Here is a 17,712-nt window from a genome sequence, read left to right as displayed (position 1 = left end):
TTATGTTTTTTGTATATCTTTACGGTACTTTTTGATATATAATGATAATCTCTCAAGTAACAATTGTCGGGAAATCATATATGTTAAAAGAACATATTTTTACAAAGGAGGATTAATATTTTGTACATTTTTATATAATCACTTTGGTACATTTTGGTATTGTCATTTACAATTATATTCCGTATAATATTTTTTGAAGTTAAAATCTTTTGATTTTTCTAAATATAATATATCTCCGTTATGTTTCACAATTCCCATTAATTTCGTTTTAGGATGGGTTGCAAAATATGCTAAATCTTTATTTGAGAAAAATTCATTGTTAGGATGATTATGTAATACGTATTTATAATCAAAGCTTCCCAAATCTAATTCGCTTTCGGTACCATAAATTTTTTCTTCAAATCCATTAAACATGAATGCTATCTCCATTGAATTATTAGAATCTCTAGCTTCGATTAATAATTCCTTATTAAATTTTACAGAGCGTCATTTTCAGCTTGATTTAAATTATCAACATTAGGTCCATTTAAATTGTTCACAACGTTATCATTAATCGGATAAATCTTATCCCCATGTCCACGTGAAATATGATTATTCTTTCCTTCAATCATCCTCATTAACTCATCTTCACTATCATAATCCAAACCTTCAAGCATATCGCTTAAATGCGAACGACAATAAGGATGAAGCGGTGGAGCATTTACTCCGATTTTAATTTTATCAATAGGAATAATTCTTTGGCCGTGTTCCCTGCATATTTTTGAAGTCCTTTTATCAAGTGTGGCTTCAAACTTTTTAGCAAGTATTCCACGTCTTTTACTATCATCTAATTCTGCTGTATTTACCACGTATGATGTTAATATTCAAGTTCATGTTGCTCTCGCATTTAATTCTAGTTTATCAGTCCACTTTCTATCGCATTTATTTTATATTTTTCAGATATTTCCTATCCTAATTTTCCCTTGTATACCTTAATCCATACAATACAAGACTTCTTCTGTTTTTTTTTTTAAACATTACCATTGTTAAAAACTTTAATATTTTTCTTGTTTAGATATAGATTTATCATTCAATTATTTCATTCGTTCGTCTATCTAAGATTTAACTCCTTGATTTTTTTACGATATTTTTATGTATTATTAAAGAAACAGGAATGGGAAGCGGCGACTTCAAATCTACAATAGTAGAAATTATTATGTATTCTTAAAGGCTTTTATGGGATAAGGATAGCTCGAACAATCTACAATAGTAGAAATTATTATGTATTCTTAAAGAGATGATACCAAAATTTAGAGCGTGGGAATCTACAATAGTAGAAATTATTATGTATTCTTAAAGAGATGATACCAAAATTTAGAGCGTGGGAATCTACAATAGTAGAAATTATTATGTATTCTTAAAGGTTTGACTTCTTCAACCGAATTGTCGCATCTACAATAGTAGAAATTATTATGTATTCTTAAAGAAGTATTTTGAATATTGCCATATAGTCATCTACAATAGTAGAAATTATTATGTATTCTTAAAGTGAAAAAAATATAGGTATTGCAACAGTTATCTACAATAGTAGAAATTATTATGTATTCTTAAAGAATATAGGAGAAAATTTTGAAGAAACATCTACAATAGTAGAAATTATTATGTATTCTTAAAGGAAATCAAAGTGTATTTGCCAAACTTCGATCTACAATAGTAGAAATTATTATGTATTCTTAAAGGACCGCTGTAAATGATTTTTACACACAATATCTACAATAGTAGAAATTATTATGTATTCTTAAAGTTATATAGATTAGGCTCTTCCACAGAAATCTACAATAGTAGAAATTATTATGTATTCTTAAAGAAAATAAATGAAAAATATTTTAAAATCGATCTACAATAGTAGAAATTATTATGTATTCTTAAAGCGCCATTATTCTCGATATTGTGTCAATTAATCTACAATAGTAGAAATTATTATGTATTCTTAAAGATTGATTTTTATACCCTAATCGACTAGCATCTACAATAGTAGAAATTATTATGTATTCTTAAAGAGCTATAAGAGGAAGTTTGAAAACCGCAATCTACAATAGTAGAAATTATTATGTATTCTTAAAGATAATAACAGCCCAGTATCATTTGTACATCTACAATAGTAGAAATTATTATGTATTCTTAAAGAGCTAATGCATATATATTCAATAAAAGTGCTCTTATTGTCACTAAAGTTAGTATTGAAACGCATAAACTCTTATTTTTCGAATACATTTTTGAAATCCTTTAAGAATATTAAAAATTAAGTTATAGGTTTTACACTATTATTATATCATCATTTTCATGAATTGGATAGCCATAATTAATAATACTATCTTTATCTACTTTATATATCATTACACTATCAGATTCCTTAAATAATTTTTTGAATTTATTCTCAATATCCGATTTGACTAAGTTTAATATCCTCTCTGAATTTTTCACACAAAATATTGAATATTGTATTCTGTATCCATATTTACTTAAATATTTAGAGAATTTAGTTCTAACCTTATCATCTTTTATGTCATAGCTAACAAAAATCATAATTTACCTACTTATATTTATATATCGGAAATTTTGATATATCTTTATTTTTCATAAATGCTCTATAATAATTTTGTATATACAAAAACATTTCTTCTCTATTATCAAGTATTGCTTTCATCAAATAGCCAACATATTTCTTAGATTCTTTATAATTTAATGTTACTTGAAAATTTCTTATAGTAAAATCATTTGTATCTATCATATTTAAATTATTCATTTTAACAATCTGATAATCAATTATTGGTCTAAATGGTTCAACCATATCACAAACTAATGATTTTCTTTTATAAAATATTTTATGATAAACACCTATATATGAATCAAAACCAAAACATTTCAATAAAGCCTCTATATATGTAAATAATAAAGTATATCCTAAATCCATTAAACAATTATTTATGTCATGTTTAACTCTAGGTCTTCTTCCATGCCAATTCTGACCTACAAATAACGTAGAAAAATATAATCTTGATGCTGATCCTTCAATTCCTAATAATGATTTATCATCTTTAACATTATCAATTTTTAAGTAATATTCATATAATTTCATTTTAACATTTGTAAATATTATTCTATCTAAATCAGACTTTTTTAATGCTAAAATTTGATTATCAATTTTATTTTTCACAAAATATTTTGCAATTTCAAAATTATTTTTGTTATAATACTGTCTTTGTCTTAAAATAGTATTCCCTTCTAAAGGTATACAAAATGATTCTATAATCCGAAAAGAATGTGAAAATAAAAATATTGAATAACCAAATTTTTTTGCCCTTTTTATTAATGGAGTAGTGATATTATAATTCCCTACAATCCATAAAAAAAAATTCGATATCCTGTGCTTTGATGAATAATCTCTCCATTTCTATCTTCAACAATTAAATTATCATTCTGAATTCTAAATTTTTCACCTTTATTTGTAAATACTATAATAATTTTCTTAAACATATAATCATTTCTACTTAACATCTATCCCTCCGCATAGAGGATTGTAAATACAATTTTTACACTTTTGAATATTCGTTTGATTAAAATTCAAATAATCAAAATTATTTATTTCATTTATCACTGATTCAAATTTTTCAAACATTTCTTTATCTTCATATGGTAACTTAATTTTATAATGCTTATGATCATCTATACTGTATACTTCGATAGAATTAATTTTAAAACCCATTTCTAATAAAGAAAAGTATTGTGCATAAGTTTGAAATACATAACCATCAAATATTTGTTTTACTTTTTTCTTTCTTTCAACTAATTTCCCCTCATCAATGTAAAATGTATCTAACTTACCTACAAGATTATATTTTTCACAATATAAAGATGTTCCTTGTAATACATTTTTTCTACTAGAATATCTATTTTCATCAACTGCAGAATGTGCGTAACTTCCATTAGTTTGAAATGTACTTTTATATATACTATCATCAAAATCAATATAATATGAATGAAAATAAAGTGACATAGGGCAAAATATAAAATCATTAAGTTCAGCAAAAGTTATTAATTGTTCCATAATATTTGAGGGAGGTAAAACCTCCCTTCTCCTTTCTAACTTATAATAAAATCAATCCAATCTTCATTTTTAATTTTTAAATCAACTTTTGAATCATCAGAGTTACTTATTCTTTCTATTAGTAATAATCCTTTTCTTGCAATATTAAATGCCCCATTAGCATCTCCATTATCAGGAAGTTTAAGGTTTTTAATAGCAACATCATTGGAATTATAATAATTTCCATTCTCATCTGCAACAGGAGATATAATATAATCTTGGATATTATCATGGTTTCTTAATTGAACACTATACTTAAACGCATCAAAAACAACCTTTAATAATTTTATTTTCTTAGAATCGTTTATTTTATCAATTAAAGAAATTATATCTTTATCTTTATCTTCAAAATTAATTCCAAGTTCTATTAATTTATTTTTAAGAATCTCTGTAGGTTTAACATAAAAATATTCCTTCTTTTTGGAATTATAACTTATTCTTTCTCCCCTTGTTGATACTATCCATTTTTTAGATTTTTTATTTTTGAATGATACAAAATTAAATTTTTCAAAATTTTTATAATCAAAAATGAATTTAAAATCTAAATCTTCATTATCAAAATATATATTCTTAAATCCCTTAATAAATTCCTCATACTTAGTAGTATTAATAGAGTTTAATCTAAATAAATTTGTGAAACCAGTCACAGGGTCTATTACAGAAGTATATGCAGCAGGTAAATAGAATACTATACCATTTTGTCCTTGTAAATCTTGATACGAATCAACTGGATAACATGCTTGTATTGGATTTAATATTCCTGAAGGTTCTAAATTTTTTCCTTCATCATAGGTTTCCTTAAATGATAAAGCAGAAAGTTTGTTCATTAATGCTAGTTCAAATTTTTGATAAACTTGTCTCTCTACTTTGAATCTACCACGTTTAAAACCTTGATTAAGATTTTCCAAAATAACAATAGCTTCATAATCTATTATTAATTTACTCAATTTATGAACAACATGACTTAAGTAACCATCTTTCAGTTCTTTAATTTTATTTATATTTGTCCAATTTTTTCTAGCTCTATCTCTATCTTCTTCTCTTGTTCTAAGTTTATCTTGATAATCAACTTCTACTATAGAATTATCAAATCTATTTTGATTTAGAGTATTCAATGAACCTTGTTCAACAATGTTACCTTCTAAATCAATAACAGAGTAATAAAGTAAATGTCTCTCTCCTCTATCAATACCAATAATATGTTTTATTTCTCTATCTTTTATCATATTTTGTACAATCGAATTTACATTTTGATTAGATTTTAGGTCCCAATTAAACGTAATTGGAACATGGAAGAAAAACTGTGATTCAGAGTATCTTCTATCTTTTATTATGTCAAATCTCGCTTCTTTATAATTTAATACATCTTTGTTAAATAATGTTATTGCCTTATCACTTAAATCTTTTCTACCGATTTTTTTATTTAAATATCTATAGCATTCATGATAAATATTTTCTGGAATAGTATTTCCATCTTTATCAATTTTATTTAATAAGATGCTACCTTCTTTATGAATAATTGGCTTCTTTTCTAATTTTTTTCTGTAAAATATTTCTGCCTGTCCATTTAATTTTAGTTTTCTAGCCTTTAAATTTTCATCACTAAACATAGATAACCAATATAATGTGTGTAAGTTTTTCTTACCCTTACTTTCAGGACTAAAGTCTTTATTATAAATTTGGAAAAGCAATAATTTTCCGTCTTCAACTGCTTTATTTACTAAATCTTCATTTATAGTATCAAAATCTAAACTATACCCATAAGAATCAACATCTGCATAGAATTGATCCAATTTATCATAGTATTTTGCTTCTTTTAATTTAGAATAATCAAAATCTTGAGTTCCTTGATATTTATTTAAAAATTTCTTACAGAAAGTTATCCATTGATTCAATGCATTTCTATATCCTACTTTATCATCTGTATTTCTTAAATAATCTATTTGATATTTCTTTTTCCCATCAACTAGATTATTCTGTAATTCATACAATTCTTTTGATATCTCTAATCGACCTACAAACTGATTAGATAAATAAATAGATTTATCTTCTCCATTTTCAAAATGATTCTTGACTTCTTTTTTAGAAATAGAACATTTAGGGATCATTTTTGCAGCGTCAGGAAATAGATTATATTTCATTATTTCATAACAATTTTCTAAAAAATTAGTTATATTATTATCTAAAAGTTTATTATCTTCAAGTATACCTAAATAATAATTTCCATCTTTTCTTAAAATTATACTTCTATTATCAGATATTTTACTTTCACTCCAGCCATCTGCTAAAGTTGGAAAATCAAAATTAATTTTTATTTTTTCTTTGTCTGAATATTTTCTAGTCAAATAATTTCTTGTCAAATTATATAATTGAATTATATTATAATCTGAAATAACTTCATTTAGTAATGGATAAAATGCTTCATCTAAATCCAATTCATCATTATTTATTAATAGTAATTTCCATTTATGATATTCTTCTAAATGTTTTTCTAAATATTCTTTAATAGCCTCTAATTTCATTGGACTACCATAAATCGGTGTTTCAACTTTTAGTCTTTCAATAATATTAATTTTAAACTTTTCCAATAAAACATTAAAAACATCAATTTCTTCATATCCTTCCACAGAACTAACAAGTTCTTGAATTTCCATTAAAGTTAAATATCCTTTTGCTTTACTAGTTTCATCTAATTCGATGTATTTTTTATATTTTTTCTTTTCTTCTTTTGTACCTTCTGTAATTTTTAAAGAATATCCTCTTCTAATTACATCCCATTGTCCAAAGAGCATTTGAGAAAATTTTTGTGTATTTCTAGCATCTATATAAATATCTTCACTGTTTGCTGTTCTTAAGGAATTATACAAATTTTCTAATTGTACAAATATCGATGGGGAAACTTCAGTAGATTCAAAAAATGAAACATTAAATTTATTTATCCTATCTACTAAGTCATTATCATCTTCAATTTGATCAATTAAAAATGATGTTGATTCTGAGTATTCTAATATTTGCTTCCTCAATTTAGTTAATACACCTAATTTAATATTTTTTGTATAAGGATTTCTTCTTAATTTTTGCTGAGTAAGATTTAATATTTCATTAATTCCCTGAACTTTTTCGCCATTTTCTTTTGTAAATCCTCCTCGTATTGCTTGATATGTATCTATTCCTTTTTGAGTTATAACATAATTAAATCCATTAGGGTTAAAAAAATCTTTAATTGATTTATCAATACTCATAATTCCTTCGGATTTTAAATTTTTTTCCAAATTATCTAATTTGTCTTCTAAATATTTAATATTTTTATTAAATACTTGTATATTTTTATAAAAATACACAAAGTTTTCATTTACAACCCTAAATGGTATACCTGTTGCAATATCTTTATCAGTAAAAATATTTTTTCTTGCTTCCCAAAAATTACTTAATCTAGTCGTAAATTTGTTATATAAATTAATGCCATTAAAATATTCTTTATTATAAATATTGGTGGTTTCAACAAATTTTGGTAAAATTTCTAAGATAAACTCTTTCTTAAATAATTTTCCATATAACTCTTTATTTTTTTTTACAATATCTTTAGAGAATTTTTCTCCATTTTTATCCAACTCTCCTGATAAAATATTTAATAATATTTTTCTATATTCTGACTGAATAGTTGTTAAATTTTTTTTAGATTCTTTATCAGTGGAATTTAAAAGTTCATGTGCATAATATAATTTTATCCAGTCTAAATTTAAATCAGTTAACCTATTTCTAATATATTGTCTGTAATAATCATCTGCAATATTTTTTAAAATCGGATAAAAATTATTACGCTCAAAATCTTTATCTAATTTACCTAATTTTTCTAAATTTTCAAGTGTTTTCCCTACTGGTTTAAGCCTAAATCTAAGAGTTTTAGAAATAGATGCTATATTTGTAAGTCTTTCAAAAGACATTATTTTCTCCTTTATAATTTTATTTAACATTTACACGATTTTAATTTTAAAAAAAGAATTTATTTATAGTAGAAATTATATTATGTTAATATTTTATCAAATTATGCAAGTGTTATAATAATATTATAACAATTAAATATAAAAATTCAAATATGTATTATGCTATCTTTGAAAATAGTATTTTTCATAAAAAAGAAGCGATTAACAAATAATAGCATTCTAAACTATCTTTATCTACTTTAGTAGAAATTTTACAATTAATTATAACATAATTTATTATTAAATTTATAATTATATTTATATAATCACTTTTAATAAATAACCTATTTCTATATTTTTTAATTATTCAATAAACTCTTCACTCATTTTACCATCAACAATCTTAAAAACTCTATCACAATATTTTAAAAGTCTGTTATCATGGAATTGCATTATAGTTTTTCTATTTGATTCTTCTGTAATCTCTTTTAGATTTTTTACTACATCTATCGCCCTATTTGTATCTAAGCTTGCTGTAGGTTCATCTGCTAATATTAATTATATTTTATTTAAAATCATTTGCGTTTTTATACACAACAACTCTTGATAAGTTTATTGATGAAATATCATAATTTCTAAAGTCATCTAGTGCATTTTTAGCCATCATTGATGATAACAAATTTGAATTTGTTCTTGACTTAAGGACAATTCACTTTTAAAAAATATAAAAAATGAAAAGGTTGAAAATTTTAATTATGTATCTAAGTTAATTTCAGAAAATATTATAGAACAGTTAACAATAAAATGGTAAGACACTGTTATTTGTCTTACCATTATTAAAATATATTTATTATAATCTAGATATATTAACCTTTAAGTAATTTTATCTATATGTATTTTCTATGTAAATATACTTTTAGTTAACTTAAATTTTATTTTTTAACTGAATTTGTGAAAATATTTAATTCTTAAATCACTCCTGCTTTTTCAAAATGTTTTTTGAGTATCCTTGTTGCAACAAATGCTCCTATGCAAGCAAGAACAAAAGTTATCAAGCCAAAGCCTGCTGCCCACGAAACTTTGAAATAAGACAATGCTTCATTTATTTGTGCTTCACTCATTTTCCATTTTGACGCTCTTTCCACAAAAGAAGCTGTCCCGAATAAAATCACAGGAATTACTGTCCCTAAAAAATCTGCTAGTGCAAATATCCCATATCCAATAATTATTCGTCCCTTGCTCTCATAATTTCCTATAATCAAATCACATATAATTCCACCTATTACAGCAAAGACTGCATGAGGCAAATGTCCGCCCGATAACGCAATTAAACCAAGGAGCGTTCCTGATATTGTAAATACGCCATTCTTTTTAACTTTCAAAGCCATAAGGATATAAACGGTAGCAGCTACCATAAAGATAACTCCTGAAGCAATAAATCCTCCAATAACTGTTGTTGCCATAGCAAATGCAACCGCCATGTATATGACAATTCCAATTGCATTAAAGATTCCGATTGTAATAAAATCACGACCATTCAATTTGTTTTTCATAAAAGTCCTCCTAATAAATTTTCTGTATTACTATCACAAGAGCAATCATCAAAGCTCCTAATAGTCCAATCATTAAGTCTGTTTTTCTAAACTGCAATTCTGTTAATGTTACCCTCTTCTCATCACTATCAAGTCCTCTAATAAGTGCTGAAGCTGACAGTTCATCTGAAATCTTAATCATTCTCATTAAAAGCGGAACAAGCGTATATTCAATATATTTAATTGGATGTAGCAATGGGAAAAATCTGCTTGTTACAATTCCTCGAATCTTCATATTCTCTTTTAATGCCTTGAGTTCTATTTTTATAGTTGGTACAAACCTAAGCAAAACACTAAAAGGTATACCAATGCTTCTTGGTACTTTCATTCTATTTAACGCTTCCAGCATTTCACTTACACTTGTAGTCTTTGTTATATATCCACCAAACATAGCAATTAAGGTCATTCTTGACGCAAAGTAGATAAACATATATATTGCAAATACGATGCTTGCTTCTGGGAACTTTCGAAGCCCTAACTCTATGCAGTATAAAAGCACAAAAAACAAAATAAAGCGTAAAGCTCTTTTCCACATACTGCTGTATACATACAGAAAAAAGGCAAAGGCAATCAGTCCGAAAAGTAGAATTGTATTGCTTATAAAAAAGCTCGTAAATCCAACAATTGGAAGTAGAGTAAGTTTTATTCTCGGATCTATATTTTTTCTATCTGCCAAGCTCTCTACCTCCTCTCATCTTCTCTAATATGAGAAATTTATTACTTTCACTCATATTCAAAACATCTTCTATTTTTCCATCTCCCATTACCCAGAGCTTGCTCACTGTGTTTGCTAAAAACTCAAAATCATGACTTATCACCAAAACTGTTATCCCATTTTTTAATTGTTCTTCAATCAGTTTTGTGACTGAAATCATTGAGTCTTTATCACAACCTGATGTTGGTTCATCATAGATAAAAACTTTTGCCTGTTTCATCATTCCGCAAGCTATTGTCAGCCTTTGTTTTTCTCCTCTTGATAAAGCAAACGGATGCTTATCAATGTATTTATCTAACCCAAGTACCTTTAAAATAGACTTTGCCTTTTTAGTATTTTCTTTTTTATCTTTACTTGAAATACCAAGCAGCATTTCATCAAGTACACTTTCCGCAAACAACTGATAGTCTGAATCTTGAAATACAAAATATGACATATTCATTAAATCTTTATGATTAAGCGACTTATCTTTCTCCGCCCATATTTTCCCCTCTTTTATCTTCTCAAGTCCTGAAATTACCCTTGCAAAAGTAGTTTTCCCGGTACCGTTTAAGCCGATAAGACCAATGGCTTTTCCGCACTCCATATTAAAATCAAGATGATTTAAGATGTACTCATTTTGCTTATTTCCATTCTTAGCTGTACTTGGGTAACAAAATTTCAAGTCTTTTCCTCTGATACTTTGATCATTTAATTGATATGAATCTTTCTTCTCACTTATCCTGTATTCTTCTAATTCAAGAGTTCTTAGTCCATTCTCATCCCAAAAATCCCTTTCAAGATGGATAACTTCTTCCCGACTCAAGTCCTGTACAATTTCTCCATCTTTCACCAAAAGAAAACGGTCAAATAAAGATTTTACATAGTACAAACGATGTTCAATTAGAACAACAGTTGTTCCTTTTTTCTTTAATTTTTCCAAAATTAAAAATAGGTCAAATGTTGCTTTCATATCCAAATTTGCTGAAGGCTCATCTAAAATTAAAACTTTCGGATTCATCGCATAGATGCTTGCAATAGCTATCTTTTGTTTCTGTCCGCTTGATAATTCAAAAACAGATTTTCCTTTCAGTTCCGGGGTATCCAGCTCCGCATATACTTCTTCTACTCTCTGTTTGATTTCATCTCTTGATTTACAGATAGTTTGAAGCCCAAAAGCTATTTCTTCATCTGTTGTTGTCGTAAAAAACTGACTTCTTGGATCTTGAAATACAGTCCCTACAATATGCCCTATTTCATGAAGTAATAATTTGCTTATATCTTTTCCGTACACAAAGACTTCTCCTTGCATTTTACCTTTGTAATAATGCGGAATAAGACCATTCATTACACTTCCAAGAGTGCTTTTACCACTTCCACTTTTTCCTGAAATTAAAACAAATTCACCTTTTTTAATTTCAAGATTGATATTTTTTAAAGCAACTTCCCCATCTTCCCATTCATAAGAAACATCTTTTAACAAAATCATGGTTACACCTCATACTGAGCTTTCCATAATTTTGTGTAGTAGCCATCTTTCTCAAGAAGTTCCCCATGCTTTCCTTTTTCAAGCAGTGTTCCTTTTTGGAATACAAGAATTTGATCTGCTTTTTGAATTGTTTTTAAATGATGAGCCACTACAAGTACAGTTCTATTCTTTGCAAGCTCTGTAATGGCATCTTGTATCAGCGACTCATTGACAGGGTCAACATTACTTGTCATTTCATCAAGAATTAAAATCGGTGCATCTTTCAAAAACGCTCTTGCAATAGATATTCTCTGCCTTTGTCCGCCTGACAATATTCCGCCGTTTTCTCCAATATCCGTTCCATAACCTTTTGGTAAACTCATAATGAAATCATGGATCCTTGCTTTCTTTGCCGCTTCGATGATTTCTTCTTTTGTTGCCACTTTTTTTCCTACTCTGATATTTTCCTCAATCGTATTATCAAACAGTTGAACATTCTGCATAACGATGCTGATACGATCCAAAAGTTCATCATAAGGAATCTCTCTAATATCCACACCGCCAAGTGTAATTTTCCCTTTATGCACATCATAAAATCTTAAAAGCAGGTTAGTTATAGTAGTCTTTCCACTACCTGATTCTCCAACTAAGGCTGTCATTGTTTTTTCAGCAATAGAAAAGCTCAATTTTTCCATTTTAAATTCATCTTTTTCATAAGAAAAATCTATGTTTTCAAAAGCTATATCATTATCTTTCGGAACAATTCCATTCACTTTATCCGGGATTACATCTGCATATAAAATTCTTGAAAGTCTTTCGTAACTATCTATCGCCGAAACATAGTACATATAGTGTTGTTCCATAGAAGCGAACGGCTTATAAAACTCTTTTGAAATTACTGCAAAGATAATAAAATGAAGTACATCAAGACTTCTCTTTATAACAAGTATTGCTCCTGCAATTAAAAGAACTAAATATCCAATATCCAGTAAAAAACCAAATATAGATAACTGTTTTGCCTTAAATCTTGAAGCTGCTTTGCTTGTTTCTCCAAACTTTTTTGTCTTGTTCATAAGCTCATTATCCAAGCTCTTATTGTTTGAAAAGCTCTTTAATACAGGTATTCCTCTAACATATTCAACAAACAAACTAACCATATCTAAAAGAGCGGAGTTGTTCTGATTTTCTATTTTTTCAGATTGCTTAATTGTCAGATATAGAAAGACAAGTGCAATCGGAACAGATACAGCCATTAGAATAGCAAGTTTGAAATCAATACTTGCAAGACCGATAAATACGACTGCACCTATCAAAAAATCGCCAAACATTCTCGACCACATGTGTCCTACAACAAGAGACATATTATCAACATCTTTGTGTAAAATTGTATTGATCTCTCCCAGTCTTTCATTGGTATAAAATCCCAAACTGAATTTTTTCAATTTAATAATCATGCGTTCTCTGATTTGCTGAACAATATCAAAACCTGCACTATGCTTTTTCATATCTGCAACCATATTACAAATGCCTTTGAATACTACAAGTAACCCAATTGCAATAAAACCTTTATATAAACTTGCTAAACTCGTCCCATCAAATATCTGAAACAGTATAGAAAATACGATAACAATCATGGCTATGGAGCTTAGTCCATAAAGGGCAAAGAATACACTTGATATAATCAAATCTCTCTTGCCGGTTTTTGTAAGCAGCTTTAACATTTCTCTAAACATTTTCTGTTACCACCTCTTTCAAATTCCATCTATCTACCTTGTTCTGTGCTTCAACCATATCCTTATAGAACTCACATCTTTTCATCAACTCTTCATGGCTTCCTGCATCAAGAACAACACCCTTATCCATAACTATAATTTGGTCTGAATCTCTAATTGTGTTTAGATGATGAGCAATTGTAATAATGGTTTTATCCTTGCTTAAATCGTCAATTGCTTCGCCGATTAGTCTTTCATTTTCACTATCAACAGCTGCCATTGCTTCATCTAATATTAAAATCGGTGCATTTTTCAGTATCATTCTTGCTATGGAGATTCTTTGTTTTTCTCCACCAGATAACTTAACTCCCATTTCACCTACTCGTGTTTCATATCCATTTGGCAATGCTGAAATAAAATCATGGCATCTTGCTTTTTTAGCAGCTTCTATGACTTCTTCTTTTGTTGCATTTAGTTTTCCAATTGCTATATTTTCAAAAATACTTAAATCAAAAAGGATAACTTCTTGTTGCACACTACCAATCAGCATTGAGATATTTTCTTGACTATATTCTTTTATATCTTTTCCATTTATCAGTATTTGTCCTTCATCTGCATCCCAAAATCCCATAAGCAAATTAGATACAGTACTTTTCCCACAACCACTTGCTCCTACAAAGGCGTTCAAACTATTTTTCTTAAAATTCAAATTGATATTTTTAAGCTCAAAGCTATCTTTTCCGTATGCAAAATTCACATCTTTAAATTCTATATTTCCAAATTCTAAACCTTGTTCTGTCTTTTTCTTTGGAAGCGGAACTGTTAAAACTTTTCCAATCGCCTTTAGTGCTTCCTTAAACACAATAGAAAAATGTTGCAATGTAGCCGTCTTACTTATAGATGCAGTAAAAGCAGACGATAAAATAATGGCAAGTATAAAATTAGGGGTTGTAATATTTCCATAGTAAAGAAATATACTTCCCAAAATCATGACAATAACTACTCCAATTTCCATAAATATGTCAATGAGTCCCATTGGAATTGTAATTGCTCCCATGCTCTTTTTAACCCAGTAAATATATTCTCTTGCCGTTTTTAATGTTCTTTCACTAATCTCCTCTTCTTTTGCAAAAGCCTTAACAACAGAAATATTTTTTACATATTCCATCAATTCTTCTCTCATTTTACTTTCATGGTTAAAGTAAATAGCAAAATTTTTATTCATTGTTTTCTGTGAAAGAACTTTTACCAAATACATAAGTGGAACTCCGGCAATCATACCGAGAGCAAGACGCCAGTCTACAAAAATCATAGCTATGAAAATGATAGTAGGTAAAAGTGTAACCGCCATTATTTCAGGCAAGCCATGAGCAAGATATACCTCCACTTGCTCTACATCATGCTGCATAATATTGGTAAGCTCTCCTGTATTATGTTCTTTGAAAAATCCTAAATTTAATTTTTTTAGATGATCTATAATATCTAACCTAAGTTCTGTCAATTTTTCGTATGCTTTCTCATGAGCAACCTTTGTTGCAAAATAGTAAAACACGTCTTTTAATGCAAATGATATAAAGATTCCTAAGAAAATATGCTTCAAATTATCTTCGCTAATATTATTTGCAATTAAGGAACTAATCAAATATACAAGTAAGATTTGTGGTATCAAATCAAATACTATTTTTAAAGAAAGAAGTAAATTGGATAAACCATTTTTCCCAATCACTTTTTTCCTTAATTCTTTTTCCTGCATGAACAACTCTCCTTTCAAAATTGAATAATATTGAATTTTAATTCAGTATTAAGGTTTAAATTAAGACTTTGCGTAATAACAAAGTCTGTTTTTTATATTGATTATAGAGATTCAACTCCCTTGTAATAACACCTTGCAATAAGTTTTAGCATATCTTTTGCCCACTCTTCACTTTGATAGTGTCTTGCTATTTCAAGAAGCCCCTCTGTGAAATTACTGGCTAAAATATGAGCAAGCATTGGATCATATTCCTGTTTCGATTGTCTTTTTAAACTTACTTCAATATGAACCTGCATTTGTGATATGAGTTTTTGTTTTGCTTCTGTATGCTTTGTACCTGAACTTTTATCCATTAAAATAATTAACTTCTTACGCTCTTTTAAAAGTTCATGAATATAATTTTCTCCAACTTCATCAAACCTTTCAGAGGCAGAACCCTTTTCCAAAGATTCTTCCTCATTAAAAGCTGACTCAAAATTTATATAAACAGAACTTATTACTGCATCAAACAAAACTTCCTTATTTTTGAAATAGGTATAGATTAAGGCAACGGGAATATTTGCTTCTTTTGCAATATCTGTTAATTTAGCACCTCTATAATCCTTTTTATAAAATACTTTTTCTGCTGATTCGAGTATTCTATTTCTAACTTCTTCTTTTAATACTTGTGCCATAGTACACCTCTTTCTATTCAATACTAAATTTATATTTAATAATATAATTAAAATTCAATATTTGTCAAGACACGAACTTCTTCATATATTATTTTTTATTAGATATTCTATATTAAATAAAATTCCTTACTTTCTATTTTTTTATAACACAGTAATTGTTTTTCTTAAATTGTATTATCGAAAGTACTACTAAAATACCAATTCCGATAATTCCTAATGGCATAATGTATGGTCCATAAATCGTTTGATTATCTCCATTATTCATTTTCATTATTATTCCAAAAATGGCCCAAGCTATAGGCAATAAATATACCGCATTATTTAATTTCATATTTACTAAAGTGGATATAATTATAGTAATCAATAAAATTATTGGTGCCCAAATTGTTTGAGAAATTCCAAAACCATCCCAATTAATACTTATTAAAAAAGCAAGGATATTAACAGATGAAGCTATCGTTATCCATCCTCCATATATACCAAAAGCAACACTTGTAAGTCTATACTCTATTTCTTTTCTATAATCATATAATTTTTTATTTATTAAAATTAGATTTATTAGCATTAAAAATATAAATATCGTAGATATTCCTATTTTTTCATATGAAAAACTAATATTCCATAAAATGTTAAATAAGCAGTTAAATAGAAATATTGGTGTTATAATATTAATTAAAATTTTAACTTTTGTTTCTTTGTTTTTTAATAACATATAAACTAAAGATATTCCGATTAATAAATATATTAACCCCCAAATTGAAAATGCAAAACCAGCAGGTGTAATTAATGTATTATATTTATTAGATACAGCCTTCTGACTCATCCCATTAATGAATCCAGATGCTGTCAAATAATTTACTATTAATGTTATTACAAATGCTATTAAATTAATCCATGATTTAACTCTCGTACTTATTGTTTTCAAAACGAAACCTCCTATATATTAGATTTAACTAATATATAGATACCCTACTTTGCTTATGTATAATCTTACCTTATTGTAGTTATTATATATTTAATATATCTCTTTAACTAATTTCTAAAAAAAGAGAAATTAATTTTTCATGCCAAATCCTTATGTCATTTGCCTTTCAATAAGGTGGAATCTTGCAAATAATTATTTGGATATTTCTTCAGTAAAACATCATTTATATAATCAATTACAGATTTTTGATCAATCTCTCCTGAATTATATTGATCAAGTTTCATAAACATTTCCTTCTTTTCAACATCATTAGCACTATTTTTAAAATAACCCCATATGTGAAGAATAGCATTATTGAAATCTTTTATACTTTCTTTTAAATTTTTTGCATGCTCTATTTTTTTCTGTAATAAATCAAAGCTTATTTTATCATTTTTTAAGTATTCTCTAATTTTCAAATAATCTCTATGTGATTTACTGAGAACCAGATATTTATTTTTTGCCCATAACTTTTCACATTTTGTTCTTTCTTCTTTATCTTCCATAATCTCAAGTCCTTAATTATTTCATTGAATTTTATTTATTAATAAGTTTCTATTTTTTATATATGTAATTAGTAACATTATATCACTTAATTAAAAATAGTAGAAACGAAAAGATATATCCGCTAAATTTCCATAAGATATAAAAATAACCACAAAAAAAGCACATAACTGAAAGATTTTTAGGTCTTAAAGTTATGTGCTTTGCTTTATGTCAAATGCATACAAAAATCATATATACATAAAAATGCATTATTACGTGATATAAACATACCTCATATTTATTTATTATATAAAAATATT

The 17,712-nt window shown here is 27.1% G+C and carries 15 protein-coding genes and 1 CRISPR repeat array; all 15 genes read right to left on the bottom strand.

Annotated elements, in window-relative coordinates; translation table 11 throughout:
- Positions 1–162: 162 nt before the first annotated feature.
- Entirely contained in the window at positions 163–414 is a 252-nt protein-coding gene (locus tag ABGF45_RS06240; protein ID WP_134711648.1) for a hypothetical protein, read from the bottom strand.
- 62 nt (positions 415–476) lie between these two features.
- A complete protein-coding gene (locus ABGF45_RS06235) occupies positions 477–848 on the bottom strand; it encodes a phage minor head protein (RefSeq protein WP_167554112.1) in 372 nt (123 codons plus the stop codon).
- A gap of 325 nt (positions 849–1,173) precedes the next feature.
- A CRISPR array of direct repeats spans positions 1,174–2,166; the repeat unit is 36 nt; unit sequence ATCTACAATAGTAGAAATTATTATGTATTCTTAAAG.
- A gap of 129 nt (positions 2,167–2,295) precedes the next feature.
- The gene (gene cas2 / locus ABGF45_RS06230) at positions 2,296–2,565 is read right to left on the bottom strand and encodes a CRISPR-associated endonuclease Cas2 (protein WP_134711646.1); all 270 of its coding nucleotides are present in this window, start codon (positions 2,563–2,565) and stop codon (positions 2,296–2,298) included.
- Positions 2,566–2,572: 7 nt separating this feature from the next.
- Positions 2,573–3,349 (bottom strand): type V CRISPR-associated endonuclease Cas1, encoded by a 777-nt coding sequence (gene cas1 / locus ABGF45_RS06225; protein ID WP_245151239.1) that lies wholly within the window; start codon positions 3,347–3,349, stop codon positions 2,573–2,575.
- A 26-nt stretch (positions 3,350–3,375) separates the two neighbouring features.
- Entirely contained in the window at positions 3,376–3,537 is a 162-nt protein-coding gene (locus ABGF45_RS06220) for a hypothetical protein (protein ID WP_167554111.1), read from the bottom strand.
- Complete coding sequence (gene cas4 / locus ABGF45_RS06215) at positions 3,527–4,087, bottom strand: type V CRISPR-associated protein Cas4 (protein ID WP_134711644.1); 561 nt, start codon at positions 4,085–4,087, stop codon at positions 3,527–3,529. Before cas4 ends, ABGF45_RS06220 begins: the two co-directional genes overlap by 11 nt.
- Before the next feature lie 35 nt (positions 4,088–4,122).
- A complete protein-coding gene (cas12a, locus tag ABGF45_RS06210) occupies positions 4,123–8,070 on the bottom strand; it encodes a type V CRISPR-associated protein Cas12a/Cpf1 (RefSeq protein WP_167554110.1) in 3,948 nt (1,315 codons plus the stop codon).
- A 947-nt stretch (positions 8,071–9,017) separates the two neighbouring features.
- Entirely contained in the window at positions 9,018–9,602 is a 585-nt protein-coding gene (locus ABGF45_RS06205; protein WP_134768847.1) for an MptD family putative ECF transporter S component, read from the bottom strand.
- 10 nt (positions 9,603–9,612) lie between these two features.
- Positions 9,613–10,317, bottom strand: coding sequence for an energy-coupling factor transporter transmembrane component T (locus ABGF45_RS06200; protein ID WP_134768846.1), 705 nt, complete (start codon positions 10,315–10,317; stop codon positions 9,613–9,615).
- The gene (locus ABGF45_RS06195) at positions 10,307–11,824 is read right to left on the bottom strand and encodes an ABC transporter ATP-binding protein (protein WP_408125229.1); all 1,518 of its coding nucleotides are present in this window, start codon (positions 11,822–11,824) and stop codon (positions 10,307–10,309) included. Before ABGF45_RS06195 ends, ABGF45_RS06200 begins: the two co-directional genes overlap by 11 nt.
- A gap of 2 nt (positions 11,825–11,826) precedes the next feature.
- Entirely contained in the window at positions 11,827–13,536 is a 1,710-nt protein-coding gene (locus ABGF45_RS06190) for an ABC transporter ATP-binding protein (protein ID WP_134768844.1), read from the bottom strand.
- Complete coding sequence (locus tag ABGF45_RS06185) at positions 13,529–15,268, bottom strand: ABC transporter ATP-binding protein (RefSeq protein ID WP_134768843.1); 1,740 nt, start codon at positions 15,266–15,268, stop codon at positions 13,529–13,531. The genes ABGF45_RS06190 and ABGF45_RS06185 overlap by 8 nt, the downstream gene beginning before the upstream one ends.
- Positions 15,269–15,369: 101 nt before the next feature.
- Positions 15,370–15,942, bottom strand: coding sequence for a TetR/AcrR family transcriptional regulator (locus ABGF45_RS06180; RefSeq protein ID WP_134710977.1), 573 nt, complete (start codon positions 15,940–15,942; stop codon positions 15,370–15,372).
- A 133-nt stretch (positions 15,943–16,075) separates the two neighbouring features.
- A complete protein-coding gene (locus ABGF45_RS06175; RefSeq protein ID WP_134744460.1) occupies positions 16,076–16,867 on the bottom strand; it encodes a tryptophan-rich sensory protein in 792 nt (263 codons plus the stop codon).
- Positions 16,868–17,022: 155 nt separating this feature from the next.
- Positions 17,023–17,412 carry a YbgA family protein gene (locus ABGF45_RS06170; RefSeq protein WP_134744459.1) on the bottom strand — a complete coding sequence of 130 codons (390 nt, stop codon included), beginning with the start codon at positions 17,410–17,412 and terminating at the stop codon, positions 17,023–17,025.
- Positions 17,413–17,712 lie beyond the last annotated feature (300 nt).

Source organism: Helcococcus sp. KG196, from assembly GCF_046035495.1.
GTDB classification, from domain to species: domain Bacteria; phylum Bacillota; class Clostridia; order Tissierellales; family Peptoniphilaceae; genus Helcococcus; species Helcococcus ovis.
Note: the sequence above shows the minus strand (reverse complement) of the source record. Positions and strands in the feature narration are given on the sequence as shown.